General features: G+C 34.9%; 17 protein-coding genes. 13 read left to right on the top strand and 4 right to left on the bottom strand.

The annotated features are described in order from the left end of the window. Positions 1-185: 185 nt before the first annotated feature. The gene (locus tag ABFR62_08155; GenBank protein ID MEN8138391.1) at positions 186-1,565 is read right to left on the bottom strand and encodes a T9SS type A sorting domain-containing protein; all 1,380 of its coding nucleotides are present in this window, start codon (positions 1,563-1,565) and stop codon (positions 186-188) included. Positions 1,566-1,610: 45 nt separating this feature from the next. Continuing rightward, on the bottom strand, positions 1,611-3,584 hold the full coding sequence (locus ABFR62_08150; GenBank protein ID MEN8138390.1) for an acetoacetate--CoA ligase: 1,974 nt from the start codon (positions 3,582-3,584) through the stop codon (positions 1,611-1,613). Between the two features lie 336 nt (positions 3,585-3,920). On the opposite strand from ABFR62_08150, the gene trmB reads away from it, so the two are divergent. The 7 genes from trmB (at position 3,921) to ABFR62_08115 (ending at position 8,745) form a co-directional block, all read left to right on the top strand. Next, complete coding sequence (trmB, locus tag ABFR62_08145; protein MEN8138389.1) at positions 3,921-4,598, top strand: tRNA (guanosine(46)-N7)-methyltransferase TrmB; 678 nt, start codon at positions 3,921-3,923, stop codon at positions 4,596-4,598. Between the two features lie 16 nt (positions 4,599-4,614). Further along, positions 4,615-4,953 carry an MGMT family protein gene (locus ABFR62_08140; GenBank protein ID MEN8138388.1) on the top strand — a complete coding sequence of 113 codons (339 nt, stop codon included), beginning with the start codon at positions 4,615-4,617 and terminating at the stop codon, positions 4,951-4,953. 77 nt (positions 4,954-5,030) lie between these two features. Beyond that, positions 5,031-5,597 carry an aminoacyl-tRNA hydrolase gene (pth, locus tag ABFR62_08135; protein MEN8138387.1) on the top strand — a complete coding sequence of 189 codons (567 nt, stop codon included), beginning with the start codon at positions 5,031-5,033 and terminating at the stop codon, positions 5,595-5,597. An 82-nt stretch (positions 5,598-5,679) separates the two neighbouring features. Continuing rightward, positions 5,680-6,783, top strand: coding sequence for an acyloxyacyl hydrolase (locus tag ABFR62_08130; GenBank protein ID MEN8138386.1), 1,104 nt, complete (start codon positions 5,680-5,682; stop codon positions 6,781-6,783). Between the two features lie 2 nt (positions 6,784-6,785). Next, positions 6,786-7,535 carry a head GIN domain-containing protein gene (locus ABFR62_08125; GenBank protein MEN8138385.1) on the top strand — a complete coding sequence of 250 codons (750 nt, stop codon included), beginning with the start codon at positions 6,786-6,788 and terminating at the stop codon, positions 7,533-7,535. A gap of 234 nt (positions 7,536-7,769) precedes the next feature. Further along, the gene (locus ABFR62_08120) at positions 7,770-8,270 is read left to right on the top strand and encodes an RDD family protein (protein ID MEN8138384.1); all 501 of its coding nucleotides are present in this window, start codon (positions 7,770-7,772) and stop codon (positions 8,268-8,270) included. A 64-nt stretch (positions 8,271-8,334) separates the two neighbouring features. Beyond that, positions 8,335-8,745, top strand: a complete 411-nt coding sequence (locus ABFR62_08115; protein ID MEN8138383.1) for a DUF805 domain-containing protein — start codon at positions 8,335-8,337, stop codon at positions 8,743-8,745. 58 nt (positions 8,746-8,803) lie between these two features. Here the strand turns inward: ABFR62_08115 and ABFR62_08110 are convergent, their stop codons facing one another. Beyond that, positions 8,804-9,544, bottom strand: coding sequence for an RDD family protein (locus ABFR62_08110; protein MEN8138382.1), 741 nt, complete (start codon positions 9,542-9,544; stop codon positions 8,804-8,806). A gap of 93 nt (positions 9,545-9,637) precedes the next feature. Between ABFR62_08110 and ABFR62_08105 the strand changes: the two genes are divergently transcribed. From ABFR62_08105 to ABFR62_08085, 5 genes are read left to right on the top strand one after another with little or no spacing between them, the layout of a single operon-like run. Then, entirely contained in the window at positions 9,638-11,449 is a 1,812-nt protein-coding gene (locus tag ABFR62_08105; GenBank protein MEN8138381.1) for a stage II sporulation protein M, read from the top strand. Further along, positions 11,430-12,137 carry a hypothetical protein gene (locus ABFR62_08100; GenBank protein ID MEN8138380.1) on the top strand — a complete coding sequence of 236 codons (708 nt, stop codon included), beginning with the start codon at positions 11,430-11,432 and terminating at the stop codon, positions 12,135-12,137. The genes ABFR62_08105 and ABFR62_08100 overlap by 20 nt, the downstream gene beginning before the upstream one ends. Further along, positions 12,134-13,492 carry a hypothetical protein gene (locus tag ABFR62_08095; protein MEN8138379.1) on the top strand — a complete coding sequence of 453 codons (1,359 nt, stop codon included), beginning with the start codon at positions 12,134-12,136 and terminating at the stop codon, positions 13,490-13,492. Before ABFR62_08100 ends, ABFR62_08095 begins: the two co-directional genes overlap by 4 nt. 4 nt (positions 13,493-13,496) lie before the next feature. Next, positions 13,497-14,552: a MoxR family ATPase gene (locus ABFR62_08090; GenBank protein ID MEN8138378.1), complete on the top strand. Its 1,056-nt coding sequence runs from the start codon at positions 13,497-13,499 to the stop codon at positions 14,550-14,552. Then, on the top strand, positions 14,552-15,904 hold the full coding sequence (locus tag ABFR62_08085) for a DUF58 domain-containing protein (protein MEN8138377.1): 1,353 nt from the start codon (positions 14,552-14,554) through the stop codon (positions 15,902-15,904). The genes ABFR62_08090 and ABFR62_08085 overlap by 1 nt, the downstream gene beginning before the upstream one ends. A 37-nt stretch (positions 15,905-15,941) precedes the next feature. Here ABFR62_08085 and ABFR62_08080 read toward each other — a convergent pair whose 3' ends face one another. Continuing rightward, positions 15,942-16,118 carry a hypothetical protein gene (locus tag ABFR62_08080; GenBank protein ID MEN8138376.1) on the bottom strand — a complete coding sequence of 59 codons (177 nt, stop codon included), beginning with the start codon at positions 16,116-16,118 and terminating at the stop codon, positions 15,942-15,944. Between the two features lie 393 nt (positions 16,119-16,511). Here ABFR62_08080 and ABFR62_08075 point away from each other — a divergent pair. After that, positions 16,512-16,741, top strand: a 230-nt coding sequence (locus ABFR62_08075; GenBank protein ID MEN8138375.1) for a hypothetical protein, incomplete at its 3' end; no start/stop codon positions are given.

Genomic DNA, 16,741 nt, shown 5'->3' with positions numbered 1-16,741 from the left:
CTGAGTTTAAAGAAGATAAGCTGATAATATTAAAAGGACGAAAAATAAAATTGATAAATAAACCCAAGCTCGCTAAGATTGGAAATGTTTATGATTAAGCTATAATCGTATTTTGATAAAAGCCGCATACAAAGGGTGTATGCGGCTTTTTTGTCTTATATCGGATATTCTAAGAATAATCAGCTTTAATTTTTTATGAACTTACCGGTATAAACAATACCATCCTGTCTTAACTTCAGGATGTAAATCCCTGCAGATAATTCAGATACATCAATCTTATTAGTATCTATATCTTCACTAATCAATAATTGCCCATGTATATTAACAACTAATATCCCCGCTTTTTTTATACCATCTTTAAGTTTTAATGTGATAAACTGTTCTGAGCAAGGATTGGGAAAAACCTCCAGCCCTGATTTATAGATATAGCTGATTTCATTACTTAGAAGTTCCGGATTCAGGTTTACCCAAACCGGGAAATGATCAGAAACATAAGCATCGTAGTGGTAATCGAAATTTTCAACTTTCAACTTTCCTGCATCTGTAGTATTGCTTATAAATAAGTACTTATTGATTAGGATATGATCTATATTGGGCCAGCCGGGGCCGTCTTTTGATTCTTCCGATACCTTTTCATCTACAAAAATATAGTTGTCGGAATCTGTCATGAAATTTTCGAAAACCAAATTACTTTCACCACTATCTATTCTGTCGTTCCAATCGCCAACTACAACAACCTTTTTGTTGGAAGAGGTATAATTATCATCAATATATTTTTTTAATTTTTCAGAAGCAGATCTGCGTCTGTCTTCACTCCCGTCGCAACATTTTAAATGATTGTTGATGACAATAAATTCAATTCCCGACTTATGCCTGAAAACTATTTCGATAGGAGTTCTGGGGAATGGATCACTGTCGATTAACTCCAATATATTTCTACCGGGTGTTACAAGGGTAATCTCATCTTTCTTATAGATAAATGCCAGATTAATGTCATAACTGTTCTCCGGATAATTGATAAACCCGTCATAGCTATCTCCCAAATCAGTTAACAATTCATTAAATTCGTTGTTGTTATTTCCTATCTCCTGTAAACCAAAAATATCTAATTTAGAGCTTATGATAAACTGTTTAACTTTCGACCGTGTTGAGTCGTGTTTTGGGAAATGTTCAATATTCCAGGTTGAAATATCCAGAGTATTTTCATTACCCAGGTTTTTATAAGAGGCACTTAAAAAATAGTCGGAAGTTCTGAATTTTGAGTTTTCAACATATAAATCCCAATCGACCAGATATACAGAACCATCGTAAACTTCGAAAGTTACTTTGATGGCATCTTCTTCTGAGGAGGTAAAATGAAAATCCAATATTTGGTTTAGTTTCTGAAGAATTACATAAGGGTCTGATTCTGTTCCATTAGACCTGATATCAAAATTAGGATATCTTTCGTTCCCCACGAGTTCATAATCAGCATTCGTTAAGGTGTAGCTATTGGGTAATTCGGTTGCAGCATATGATGTACTGACAAATAAAATCAGACTTAATCGTAATAATAATTTTTTCAAGGTATATAGTTTATATTTTCTGCAAGGTGAAAATGTTCTTAGCTTCTAATTTATCTTATCAACCAACATCAGGTATTCTTCCAACAGTTCAGGGTTTTTCATAGACCCTTTTTTTATGGAGGCTTCTACACTTTTCCCCATAAATATATTCTTTATTGGGGTTTCCATTTTTTTACCGCTAATGGTATATGGTATTTCACTGACAGCGATAAATCTGTCCGGAATATGGCGTGGGGAGTATTCATTTCGAATAGACATTTTTATTTTATCAACCAATTCATCTTCCAGATTCAGACCGTTGTTTAGAACAATAAAAATCGGCATAATAGATTCTCCTCCATCTTTTTCAATATTTAGAACCATTGAATCTTTAACTTCCTCTACTTTGTTTACTGCCCGGTATATTTCGCTTGTACCTATTCTTACTCCTCCTCTGTTAAGGGTGGCATCCGATCGCCCGTATATAACAATACTGTCGCGGGATGTAATTTTAGTCCAGTCACCATGTTGCCATAAGTTGGGATATTTTTCGAAGTAACTTTCCTTATAACGTTTGTTATCTACATCGTTCCAAAAAAATATAGGCATTGAAGGCATGGGTTTTTTAATAACCATTTCTCCAACTTCTTCATATAGTTCATCTCCCTCTTCATCAAAAACTACTAAATCACAACCCAATGCACGGCATTGAATTTCTCCGGAATACACGGGACTTAAGGGGTTACCCCCAACAAATGCACTGCACACATCTGTTCCGCCGCTAATAGAAGCTACCCAAACATCGTTTTTCACCTCTCTGTATATCCAACCAAAAGCTTCCGGAGTTAAAGGCGAGCCGGTAGACCCAATCGATTTTAATGAGCTGAGGTCAAAATTATGTTTTGGACGTATTTTTTCTTTCATACTAGCCACAACGAAACTGGCTCCAATTCCAAAATGGTTAATTTTCACCTTTTCTATCAACGACCACAGAGTATTAATATCCGGATATGAAGGACTACCATCATAAAGAACTATCGTAGCACCATGTAGTAGTGAGGCGTGAAGATAATTCCACATCATCCAACCGGTAGTTGTAAACCAAAAGAAGCGGTCTCCCTTCTTTACATCGTTGTGCAGACCAAGATATTTAAGATGTTCCAGCAATACGCCTCCTACGCTATGAGTAATTGGCTTGGGAGCTCCTGTAGTTCCTGAAGAATACAGAACCCAGATTGGATGAGAAAACTCAACTCTTTCAAATGCCAGTTCTTCAGCATCGGTTTGCAGGGCATAATCCCAGATACACGATGTTTCCGTGTTCCACAAATCATTGTTCCCGCTAATAACAATTGTATAATCTATGCTTTCAATTTGATTATTTAATTCTAAAATTTCGGCACTGCGTTTGAATTCTTTTCCGTTATAACTGTAGCTTTCGGAAGCTATCAGTAACTTAGGTTCTATCTGTGAAAAACGCTCAATAACTGAATTTAAACCAAAATCGGGAGAGCTGCTCGACCAAATAGCACCTATAGAATTTACAGCTAAAAAAGCCACTGTGGCTTCTACGTTGTTTGGTAAATAAGCAACAACAGCATCACCTTTTGTGATCCCTAAATCTAACAGATATTTTCTTAGAGAAGCTACTTTTTCAACTAATTCCTGCCACGGCACTTCGTGTATTTCTCCACTCTCATGTTTGTATATTATTGCCGGGTTCTCATCATTATAGTTTCTGAAAACATGTTCTGCATAAGAAAGTTTTATGCCTTCGAACCACGATATTTCAGGCATTTTATTTCCTGAAACAACTTCTTCGTAGCTTCCGTGATATAGAACTTTGTAGTATTCGATAATACTTTCCCAGAATTCTTCATTGGCCGATACCGACCAGTCCCAAAGCTCACCATAATCCTCGAAGTTATAGCTGTAGTTTTCTTCAAGCCATATAAAGTAATCGCTGAGATTAGATTTTTCTATAATATCATCGGAAGGTTTCCATAGTAAACTTGCATCCTTTTTGTCAAGGTCTTTCATTCGTAATAAATATAAGGTTACTGCAATTTACTGAAAGTTTTTACGTTAAGCAAAGGTGTTTAGGGTATAAATAGATGATACTTACAGTATTAAAAGACTTTTAACTCCTTAATTGTTTGATATGTAGGAAATTACTGATATATGATTGTAGGTGAAAAAAAATAAATTAACACATTGTTAACTATAAATTTTTCATTATTTCACTGTATTTAGGGGAGTTATATCCGAAATCATAGCAGATAAGTATAACATAATTAAGAAAATCAGGATTTTTCTGTTTAATGATTAACAGTAAAAAAACATTACTTTTGCAAAAAAAAATAGAAGTAATAAAAGGTGGGAAGTAAAAACAAGTTAAAGAGATTTAGGGAAAACGATACATTCGATAATGTTATCCAACCAACTCGCGAAGAAGTAGAGAGAGGAATGCCGCAAAAAGGGAATTGGGCCAGAGAGATGTTTAATAACGATAATCCTATTGTTCTTGAATTAGGTTGTGGTAAAGGAGAATATACCGTTGGGATGGCTGAAGCTTATCCTGAAAAAAATTTCATAGGTATTGATATTAAAGGAGCCAGATTTTGGAGAGGTGCCAAAACAGCTATAGAAGACGGGTTGAAAAACGTTGCTTTTATCAGAACTCAAATAGAGCTTGTGGATTTGATCTTTGCTGAAAGTGAGGTCAGTGAAATCTGGATAACTTTTCCTGATCCGCAGATTAAGTACAAAAGGACAAAGCACAGGCTTACAAACGATGCATTTTTAAGAATGTATAATAAAATACTTAACAGCGATGGTACAATGCATTTGAAGAGTGACAGCGAATTTATGCATGGATATACCTTAGGACTGTTACACGGTCAGGGGCATGAAGTGCTATATGCAAATCATAGGATTTATCAGTCGGACGGAGTACCTGAGTTTGTAACAAAAATTCAGACTTTCTATGAAAAACAGTATCTGGAAGAAGGTAAGCCTATTACTTATATTCAATTTAAATTGAATTTCCAATAAGTGACTGCAAACCTTAATGATGCCGGATAATCACAATTTTTTCGAAAAAGTCTATGAAGTAGCAAGACAGATTCCCTATGGAAGAGTTACCAGCTACGGAGCTGTGGCAAAATATTTGGGAGCTGCAAAATCGGCACGTATGGTTGGTTGGGCAATGAATTCTTCCAAAAACGACGAAACTGTACCGGCACACAGAGTAGTGAACAGAAAAGGACTTTTAACAGGTAAAAGTCATTTTCAGGGAACAAATCTGATGCAGCAACTTTTAGAAAGTGAAGGAATTATGGTCATTGATAATCAGATTAGTAATTTCGAAGAAAAGTTTTGGGATCCGGCAGTAGAGTTGAATATCTAGATAGAAAATAACCGTAACGGATATCACTTTGTGGATATCCGATCAGGGATAGCCACAAAGGGCTATCCAGACAAAAAATGAAAAAATTCTTAATTGTAGGTTTAGGAAATATAGGAAGCGAATACGCCAATACACGCCATAATATTGGGTTTAAGGTTTTGGATGAGCTCGCAAAAAAGCACGAGGTGAGTTTCAAGACTGATAAGCTCGGCGATAGGGCTGAGTTTAAGTTAAAGGGGAGAACTTTTGTTCTCATAAAACCCAGCACATATATGAACCTCAGTGGTAAAGCCGTTAATTACTGGTTGCAAAAAGAAAAGCTTGAACTTTCGCAACTGCTGATTGTGGCCGATGATGTGGCCCTGCCTTTTGGAACAATCAGGTTTAAACTTAAAGGTAGTGACGGTGGACATAACGGATTGAAAAGTGTGAATGAAGTTATGCAAAGTCAAAAATATGCACGTTTCCGTTTTGGAATAGGGAATGAATACCCAAAAGGAGCTCAAATTGAATTTGTTTTGGGCGAGTGGTCCGGGGAAGAGATTAAGGCTTTGGAGGAACGTTTAGAAATGGGAGCCAAGGCTGTGGAATCTTTCGGACTAGGAGGTGCGGCAAATACAATGAATGCTTTTAATGGAAAATAAAAAGTAAAGAAGAAGCTCAGAACGGGCTTCTTTTTTTATAGGATTTATGTACTTTTAAGGCCTTAAATTTTATTTGCCATTGATGAAAAATCTTATTTTCATAATTACCTTACTTACTACAGGCATATCCTATTCCCAGTCAAAAACAAGCCACATTCAGGCTGATTATTTCTATGGTAATTTATTGAAACACAATAAAGATATGGCTCATATGATAAAGGGTCATCCAAATGGGTTTATCGTAAGTTGGCAAAACAAAGTAGATGGAGGTGAACTTTGGAACGAAAATTATAGCTATCCTGAATACGGATATGCGATGTCTTTTACCGATTATAAAAGTGATATTTTAGGAAAGAATATAGGAGCCTTTGGGTTTAGAAATTTCTATTTTGGGGATAATCGTAAAAATGATGTGTTTTTATTAAAGGTAGGATTAGGTCTTGCGTATAGTACAACTTCATTCAACAGGGACGAAAATTCAAGAAATGTAGCAATTGGATCAAGGTTTTCAATAGCAATACCATTCATCTTAAACCATAAGATTAATAACCTTTATAAAGGGCTTGGAATTCAGTACGGATTTTCTTTTTTCCATTATTCAAACGGAAATATTAAAGCTCCCAATAACGGCATAAATATTTTTGCCGCAAATTTTGGGTTTAATTACCAGCTGGACAGACCGTATAATCCATCTGTCGAGGAAAAAATTATATACAAGGATAGGCAAATTGATAAAAGTGTAGGTCTCGATATAGTTCTTAGTGGAGGAATTAATGAGACGGAAAATATTGGAGCCGGTACTTTTCCCTTTGGAGTAGTAACAGTTTATGCTGATAAAGCATTGAACCAAAGAAGTAAGATACAATTTGGGGCTGATTTTTTTGCATCAGGATTTATAAAGGAATCGATAAAATTCAGTAATGCACAGGATAATGGAGTATATCATGATCCCAATGACTTTTACAGGCTGAGTATATTATTAGGTCACGAATTATATATCGATAAATTGTCGCTTGTTACTCAGCTTGGTTATTATATATATTACCCTTACGACTACGAAGGCAGATTGTACTCAAGAATAGGATTAAAAAGATATTTCGGGAAAAGGTATTTTGGAATTTTAGCCGTAAAAGCCCATAGTATAAAAGCCGAAGCAATCGAATTTGGAATAGGTATAACTTTATAATTATGAAGAGACTAACAATAATACTATTTTCGATAATTATATCAGCGTGTAATAGTGAGAAAGCGGGAGATTGTTTGCAGGCTTCGGGAGATATTATCACAAAAAATTATGATATAGCAGATCAGACCTTCAGCAGAATAATAGTTAATGAAGGTGTCAAATTAATTTTGAAACAAGGAGAAGTTAATTCAATTATTATTGAGTCAGGAAAGAACATTATTGATGATGTAAAAATACATATAAACGAAGGCCTGTTGGAGATATCTAACCAACAAAGCTGTAATTTATTCAGAGAATATGGATTGACGACAGTTATAGTAACAGCACCCAACATAACATCGCTTCGCAGTTCTACCGAATTAGATATATGGTCGGAAGGAATATTGAAATATCCAAAAATTAATATTATTTCGGAGGACTGGAAATCAGATTTTCTAAATAGCGGGAATATAAATCTAAACCTTGATAGCGAAGAGATCTCAATTGTGGCAAACGGTATTTCAATATTTTATATCAAAGGAAAAACAAAAAGTTTGAATATAAATTTTGCCTCGAATAATCCAAGATTGGAGGCAGGGGAACTATATGTAGAAAACGTTACATTGTTACAAAGAAGTACTAACGATATTATAATAGCTCCAACTCACAGTGTAAAAGGTAAAATAACATCAACAGGCGATGTTAGAGTACTATCAAATCCGGAAATTATAGATGTTGAGGAAACTTATAAAGGAAGGTTAATAATGAATTAAAAGTAAGCCCCGTAATTTGAAAAAAATAGAAAATGAGCCAATTTTGGGCTCTTTTTTGTATAATCTTGCTAAGTTTTAAACTTACGTATTGATGTTTTATTGAGGGGATTGTCTTATAACTAAACTAATATCTATTTCTTTTAATTCCTCTTTTGTTTATAAAATAGTGAGATTATGAGTGGGTGTAATTCGTAAATTTTGTTAGTTTCACGAACTAAACTAATATCTGAATATATGAATGAAACTATCCTGGATGCAATCCAAGAACCCGCTGTATCGAATTTTGTTGACTATGGTTCTTTTCTCAGAAGATTTGCTGCTATGTTTATAGATGGAATTATCCTCCAATTCGGAATAGGCATAATCTCTACTTTCTTTACGTCTTCAATGGTAAATAGCTTTGGTAACTTAGGTCCTAATCCTGATTTTGACCAGCTTCTGCAAGTTTATTACGGATTCATTTCATTTTTCTCATTAACTGTTGTGGCAGGGTGGCTGTACTCCGCGTTACTGGAAAGTTCAAAGCATCAGGCTACAATTGGTAAAGTTGCAATGAAATTGGTTGTAACCGATTTGGAAGGAAAAAGGATCAGTTTTGGAAAAGCCACGGGTCGTCACTTTGCCAAATTACTTTCAAGTATATTTTTTATCGGATATTTAATGGCTCTTTTTACTTCGAGAAATCAGGGTTTGCACGATAAGCTTGCAGGAGCTCTGATATACAAAACAAAATAATTACACTTAACCCTTACATTATTAAACTATCAACTATCTATTAATAACCTATTAAATCAAAATTATGAATTGGTATTTACAAGTATTACAAAAGTATGCTACGTTTAGCGGAAGAGCTAGAAGGTCAGAGTATTGGATGTTCATGCTGTTTAATATGATTTTTGCTATTGCTGCAATGGTGTTGGACAATGTTCTTGGTATTGCACACGAAATAACAAACTATGGACCAATATACGGACTGTACGCTTTGGGAATGTTTATCCCCGGTTTAGCTGTAACAGTACGCAGACTTCACGATGTTGGGAAAAGCGGATGGATGTTTCTTATTGCATTTATCCCGTTTATCGGAGCTATATATCTTTTGGTTTTGGTTGTTTCCGATAGCAAACCAGGTAGAAATGAATACGGGCCAAATCCTAAGGAAGAAGGAGACGGAATAGACGGCGAAACTCTCGATGCTCATTTGGTAAAATAAGCTGAAAATTATTAAAAAACAGCCATATCAGTTCGATGTGGCTGTTTTTTATTGAAAACTATCTTGTAAGAATAACGTAGTCACTTATTACAGTTTTCAGGAACTCCACTCTCATATTATTTGTTTTAAGCTCTTTTTCCGGAATGATATTTACCGTTACTTTTCTTACCAATTTCAGTAAGGCTCTGGTATGAGCAATATTTGGAGTTTTTACATACCTGTCTAAGGTTGTTTTTATCAGGATAACCTGTTCTTCGCTATATCTCCTTACTTCGGGGTATTTTACAACATAGTTTTTATAGTTATCTCCTATCGAAAGCAGGTTGCTGAGGGTTAATTTATGCGATGGTTTTATCCTGATTACCGATGTTCCTCCTACTATATCGCCTAAACGTTGATGGTTTTTTGAGATTTTAATTAATACTGTTGCCATAATTCCGAATGTCAACATATAATCAGCAGGCGAAAATATCCATCTAACAACATAGTCCATTGTTTCGGGTTCACTTCCGTCGATGCGGATAACCTTTATTCCCAAAATTTGTTTTCCGAGAGTTTGCCCGTTGTTAAACAGTTCCAATACTAATGTGTAAAAAATTAGTATCGGCATAAAAAACAAATAATAGGCAGTTGTAACGTTACTGGAGATAATAGAAACAGTTATAAATGGAACAAGAGCAATAATATTCATAAATACAAGATCAAGTATATAAGCTCCAATCCGTTGTATTATTTCGGCAAATTCATATTTAATCGTAACGTTTTGAGTAGTAAGAACTTCTATGGATGCGTTTTTCACAATGAGAAATTTTGGTTTTAATAGCACAATTATATGAATCAGTTTTGATATATTTCAAAAAAATTTCCCCAATTTTAGTAGCTAACCTAATTAATGAAAGAGTCAAGATTTATAAATAACAATTTCAAGGAGTGGCAGGAGTTTGAAACTTCCGTAAAACAAAGTAGTATTGAGCCTGAAAAATTAAGCTTTTTATTTCTGAAATTAACAGACGATTTATCTTTTGCGAGAACTCATTATCCCAACAGATTAGTCAGACAATATTTAAATCAGCTTGGACAGACAGTATTCTACAAAATATATAAAAACAAAAAAGTGGATTTCGAACAGATCAGGAAATTCTGGTCTCACGATCTGTCTTCACATATTTGGCACAGTAGAAAGGAACTAATATTTACGTTTTTATTTTTTTTATTTTCTGTTATAATCGGTGTTGTTTCTTCGGTATACGAACCGGAGTTTGTAAGAGTAATTTTGGGCGATGATTATGTAAATATGACACTCGAAAACATTGATAATGGCGACCCTATGGCTGTTTATAAAAAGAGCAATGAGGTAGATATGTTTCTGGGAATAACTTTCAACAATATTACGGTTTCCATATATACATTTTTATCCGGGGCTTTTGCGGTAATAGGATCTTTATATTTTATGTTTGTCAATGGTATCATGTTGGGCTCATTCCAGTACTTCTTTGTTGAAAAAGGTTTGTTTTTAGAATCATTCCTTACTATCTGGCAGCATGGAACTCTCGAAATTTCGAGTATAATTATTGCCGGAGCTTCCGGAGTAGTTATGGGAAAGGGAATTTTATTTCCGGGCACATATTCAAGGGGTCAGTCGTTTCGGGTATCGGCAAAAAGAGGCTTAAATTTGCTTATGGGAATTATACCTATTTTGGTAGTAGCAGGGTTTATCGAAGGCTTTTTTACCAGATATACCGATGCACCGGATATATTAAGGGTAATATCAATATTGGCTTCACTTTCTTTCATCGTATATTTATTTATCTACCGGCCCTGGAGCCTGTATAAACAGGGAAAAATAAACGAACAGGAATTCGAAGAAAATCTCAGTAACAGCGATACCGAAATAGAGCTTTTTCAGATAAAAGATTTTTTCGAAGTATTTAATGACAGTATAGTATTTATCAAGAATAAATTCAGGTCTTTATTTGGAGAAACTTTACTCTTAGCAATACTTTATTCAGCTATTGCAGGACTTTACTATTATGTAAGAAGTGATATGTGGGATTACCAGAACAGTGCTGCCAATCAGGTTTTATACTATCTAAATTTCGAAGGGGTTAACTTGCTTGCCTATACTATCCATATAATATTTATTACAATTATCATCTATAGGATACTTCTGAAAATAAACAAGAAGTTTAATCGCGAAAATATAAATAAGATCAGTGTTAGAAGAGTGATACACTCTGCATTTATCAGCCTGACAATAATTGGGTTAATGACCCTGCAAAATGGATGGAGTATAGTAGTTGCGATATTTGTTTTACCATGGCCAATATATTTTTTCATGGTCGGGTTTTGGGAAGACCTTACTTTCGAAGGTGCTTATCTAAGAGTTTCCGATACTTTGGAAAGTAATCATATGAACTTATTTGGGATAAACATAATAGTTCTGTTTGTTCTGATGTTGCTTACGGTATTTTTCGAAAGTCCGTTTGCTAATTTTGGTTCCGGTATTTTTTCGATGAGTATGTTCTCTTCTGATGAATTATCTGTTACAATTGGAGCAGTAATAGTAAATACTATTGGATGGATGATAGTTTTTACGGCTGTTATTCTTCTTTTTACTTCGTTATTTATAGCCCATTACAGTTTTATAGAAAAAAATGAGGCATTAACCCTAAACAAAGAGATTGATGCGTTATTTGTTGATTAAGATATTTATCCTTCTGGCTTTATTTGTTAATGTGCCCCAAACATTTTCTCAGGGAATAAGCAATAAGAGTGTGGAAACAATTGAACCTGCAAGCATTGATAAGGATGCCTGGAAAAGCCTGGGTGATGATCTGGAATTTATCGAAAGGGAAGAAGTAAAAAATGTTGAGATTGGTGATTATAAAGTTCCTGAATGGCTATCAGCTATCTTCACGATGTTAATGTATTTAATGATTATTGTTGCTGTGCTGCTGGTAGCATATGTACTGATGCTGATTTTTCAGGGAGCAGGTTGGGAAACTCCCCTGTCGCTCAGAATAAAGAACAATGTTAAGCGGGAGTATCTTGTTGAAGATTTATCTCACGAATCACCATTAAAGGAACTTACCGATGCTCTCGAAAAGTCACTTTCCGAAGGCGATTTTAGAGCAACTATACGAATACAGTATTTAATTGTAATCAGAAATCTCATATCATTGAGACTGATAAGGTGGAGAAAAAATAAAACCAATTTCGATTATATACACGAATTGAAGTCAGGCAGCCTCAAGAGCAAATTTGTCGGGCTTACCTACGATTATGAGCGTGTTTGGTATGGCGAACAGAATCTCGATGAAAACAGAAGGCAAAGCAACTATAACAGGTATAAAAATATTATCGACTTAATAAATAATACCCCAAATCAATGAATAAAAAGTTAATATTTATCGGGGTGTTTATATTGCTCCTCTCATCGGTTTTATACTGGAGATACTTGCAGGCAATTAAAAAAGACTGGTCAGAAAATTATCTTGTAAATTGGGATTCGGCCTATGCTGTTTCTTTGTTTAATGATATGCTGGAAGAAGATGTCTTCGAGAATTTCGAGTATTTGGAGCAGGAGGAGAACCTTATGAAAGATATGTCTGCCTGGGAAAAATCACCTGAGAACTATCTTTTTGTCGGCAAGACGAACTACCTGACGGTTTCGGGAATCGACAGCCTTCACAGGTATATTTCAAAAGGGAATAAAGCTATGATAGTTTGTGAAGAGTTTAATAACGGGCTGTATCTTTTGTCGGGATTAGATACTACTAAGATAAGTAAAGACCTTAGTCCTTTTTTTAGTAATGACTCCTCTTATGTTTATGAACCCAATATGTTTATCAGCGATAATTCGATTTATAAAACACTAACTGATACTGTTGCTGATCTTTATCTTAAGGAAGCTGTTACAAAAAGCCCTTTTCATTTCGAAGCCAGATATGTTGAGTTTTCACGACTTGGCAATTCTTTGGAAAAGATGGATTTAGCCTATAAGTACGATGTTTTGGGTTACGAGCTGGATTCACTGGAAAACAAGCATCCGTATTTTATTCGCTTTAATATTGGAGAGGGAGAACTATACCTGCATACAAACCCTTTGGTGTTCACCAATTATTTTCTGAAAACAGAGAAAGGCTTAGACTATGTTTCCCACGTAATGTCGTACCTCGATGATGGCCAAACATACTGTGACGTTCGAAGTAAGAGCCAGTATTTTAGCAGTTTGGACGGGACAAAAACTTCTAAAACCCAGTTGGAATTTATACTGGGGAATAAGGAGTTGAGGTGGGCCTGGTATCTGATACTTTCGATGGGATTGATATACATTATTTTTGGTTCGAAAAGAGAACAAAGAACAATCCCCTATATTGCTCCATTAAGAAATACATCAATAAATTTTGCAGAAACCATTGGAAGATTGTTTTACTATCAGAAAGATCACAGTTTTTTGGTGAAGAGAAAGATGAAGCTGTTGATAAATGCTTACCGTACAAAATACAGGATTAAAAGTAAAGAAGACAGTAAGGAATTTAGATTAGAACTTCATAAGAAAACAGAAGCAAAATTATCATATATAAACACTCTTTTCGATCGCTATCAATTTCTGATTAATAAGAAATCAACAGTTATGGAAGAGGAGTTAAATGATTTTTTCTCAAAAATTGAAAGATTGGAATTCGAGATTGAGAAAATGCGAAAATTAAGATTAGAAAGAAAAACAGAAAAAATAAGTAACTAATAAGATGGAAGACGAAAAGAAACCTGAAATAGTGAACAATACAGAAGTACTTGAACAGGCAAAACCTGCAATTGAGGAAATTGAAGAAAAACCCGATGCTTTTGTCGACGAAGAAGTATCTTTTGTATATGAAAGTTCGATTAAAATTAAAGAAGAAATTACAAAAGTAATTGTGGGGCAAGAGCAGGTAATAGACCTGTTACTTTCTGCTTTATATGTAGACGGACATATTTTACTGGAAGGAGTTCCGGGAATTGCAAAAACACTACTTGCAAAACTTTTTGCCAGAACTATGTCTGTGGGTTACTCCAGAGTTCAGTTTACTCCCGACCTTATGCCTACTGATGTTACCGGAACCATGGTTTTCGATAACAACTCATCTACCTTCAACTTCAGAAAAGGACCCGTATTTTCGAACCTTGTACTGATTGATGAGATAAACAGGGCACCTGCAAAAACACAGGCAGCTCTTTTCGAAGTAATGCAGGAAAAGCAAATAAGTATCGACGGACAAACTTATAAAATGGAGGAGCCATATATGATTATGGCAACACAAAACCCTATTGAACAGGAAGGAACCTACAAATTGCCGGAAGCGCAACTCGACAGATTTACTTATCGCTTAAAGCTTAATTATCCCGAACTGGAAGATGAAAAGCTGATTCTAAGACGATTCAAAAATAAGACAGATAAAACAGCTTCTGAAGATGTTTCTTCGGTTATTGATTCTGCTGATGTTTTAAGAATTAAGAAAATTGTAAACGAGGTTGAAATAAGCGATCAGCTCCTGGACTTTATTGCCAATATTATTGTGAATACCCGAAACAATGCTGATATTTTCCTGGGTGCATCATCTAGAGCGTCTCTGGCTATTATGAATAGTTCAAAAGCAATTGCTGCAATCAGGGGACGAAATTTTGTTACACCCGACGATATTAAATATGTGGCAAAACACGTGATGAATCACCGTATAATTCTTAATTCTGATTTGGAAATTGAAGGAGTAAGTACAGAGGAGGTTATTGATTCTATATTATCTAAAATAGAAATACCCCGATAATGAAACTGTTAAATAAGCTGAAGAATATTTTCAAAAACTTATATCTGAGCAGGAGATTATATATGGCCTTTTCGGCTGTAATAATAACCTTTGCAGTAAGCTTCTTTATTAAGATTTTGTTTCCTTTTGCCGAATTGCTTCTTATATTATTTATTATTGTTTTGCTTTCTGATATAGGGTTGTTGTTTCAGGAGGGAATTAAATTTAGTGCAGTAAGGAGAGTGAGAAAAAAACTGTCGCTGGGGCACAGACACTATGCAAAACTTATTGTTGAGAATTTAAGTGCAATGAAACTTAAGGCGGATGTTATTGACGAAGTTCCGAAGGAATTACAGATTCGCGATTTTAGAGTTTCCGAAGTATTTAAAGCCTATCAGACAAAAGAGATAAGTTATGATTTTCGCCCGGTAAAACGCGGTCTTTACAACTTTGGGGAAGTTCATCTTTTCTTAAGGTCACAGGTTGGTTTAGTAATAAGGCGATATTCAATTAATATAGAAGAATCTGTTCCGGTTTATCCATCGCTTGTAGAAATGAAAAACTACGAGCTTTACGGAAAAAGCAACTATGTACAAACACACGGAATAAAGAAGATCAGGAGGATAGGAAACAGTCACGAATTTGAACAGATAAAGACTTATGTTCACGGCGATGATTTTCAGAAAATAAACTGGAAGGCATCGGGCCGGGGGCAGGGTTTAATGGTAAATCATTATGAGGACGAGAAAGCGCAGCCGGTGTACCTTCTGCTTGATAAAAGCAGGAATATGAAAATGCCTTTCAACGATCTCAGCCTGTTGGACTATTCGATAAATACAAGTTTAACAATTGCCAATACCGCCTTAAAAAAGAAAGACCGGGCAGGCTTAATATCGTTTTCGGAAAAGGTAAATACCATTATTGGAGCGGGCAACGGTAACGGACATTTAGAGAGGATATTAAAGGCTTTATACAACGAAAAAGAAGGCCGGTTCGATGCTAATTATGAGGGCTTGTATCAGGTTATCAGGGCTAAGCTTCCGGTGCGAAGTCTGCTTTTTCTGTTTACGAATTTCGAAAGTAAAAATTCTGCCGATCAGATTTTGCCCGTTTTGCGGCAAATAAACAACAGGCACCTGCTGGTTGTTGTAATGTTCCAAAATACCGAATTGGAAGAATTTAGTCAAAAAAGGCCTACAAATACCGAGGAAGAATACGTTTATACACAGGCACAACAACTTGTATACGACAAAAAAGAGATTGTAAAACGCATGCAGCAATACGGTATACAAACCGTATTAACGGCCCCTGAAAATCTTACTATGGATGTGCTTAATAAATATCTGGAACTAAAGGCCAGAGGGATGATATAATGCGAAAAAATGCAGGGATTTTAAGAGGTCGGACTCCTTAAATATCAGGATTATCTTTCTCCGGCCTTTTTTGCTCATTAATCTTCCTGTTCAATTCTTTTAAGCGCTCTTTCCTTGCTAACTTATCTTCCCGTAATTTTTTCTTTTTACGGGTCATAAGCTTTGTGTGCTTTGCCTTGTTTTGTGTGTTCTTGGCTTTTCCCTGTTTTGCCATAGTAATTTTTGTTTTCTGTAAAAGTATATATTTTCACGGCTTTTTTGTTTACTATGATGAACATCATTAATTTATCTGCTATAGTTCTTTATGTTTGATGTATAAGCCGGCTTTGTATAATGGTTGATAAATCACGACAGATATGGAGGATAAGGTTGAAATTGGTTTTGGTATAATGAGTTAGGTGCAATTAAAATAAAACACTATTAATGCCATATTATATAATCAATAAAACAATACTCATTAGTTGATCTATTTGAAATATTAGAAAATCAAAACCATAAAGAATATGATGAGGCGAAAAAAGAATATAAAAAAAGGTCTCCTAATGATAAAGAGACTTTACATGCAAAAAAAGGATTAGAAATAAGGAATATAGTTAAGAATCAACCTATGTCCTTATGGGAGAAAATAAGTTGTTTTCTACTTCCTATTCTTACAACTGATCCAACTGTTCCTGATGGAATAGAAATAGAACAAAATATACAAGAAGAATCAGATAAATATACTCAATATAGAGAAGATAGGAAACTTGCTGAATTTAAGAAGTGTAGAGAAAAAGCATCTTATTTCTACTCAATTGTTATTGTATTTTTTATTTTTCTTTTCATTGGAGTTCAAAT

The sequence above is a fragment of the Bacteroidota bacterium genome (assembly GCA_039714315.1).
GTDB lineage: Bacteria > Bacteroidota > Bacteroidia > Flavobacteriales > JADGDT01 > JADGDT01.
The sequence above is the reverse complement of the archived record's forward strand: the minus strand, read 5'-3'. Positions and strand labels throughout refer to the sequence as shown.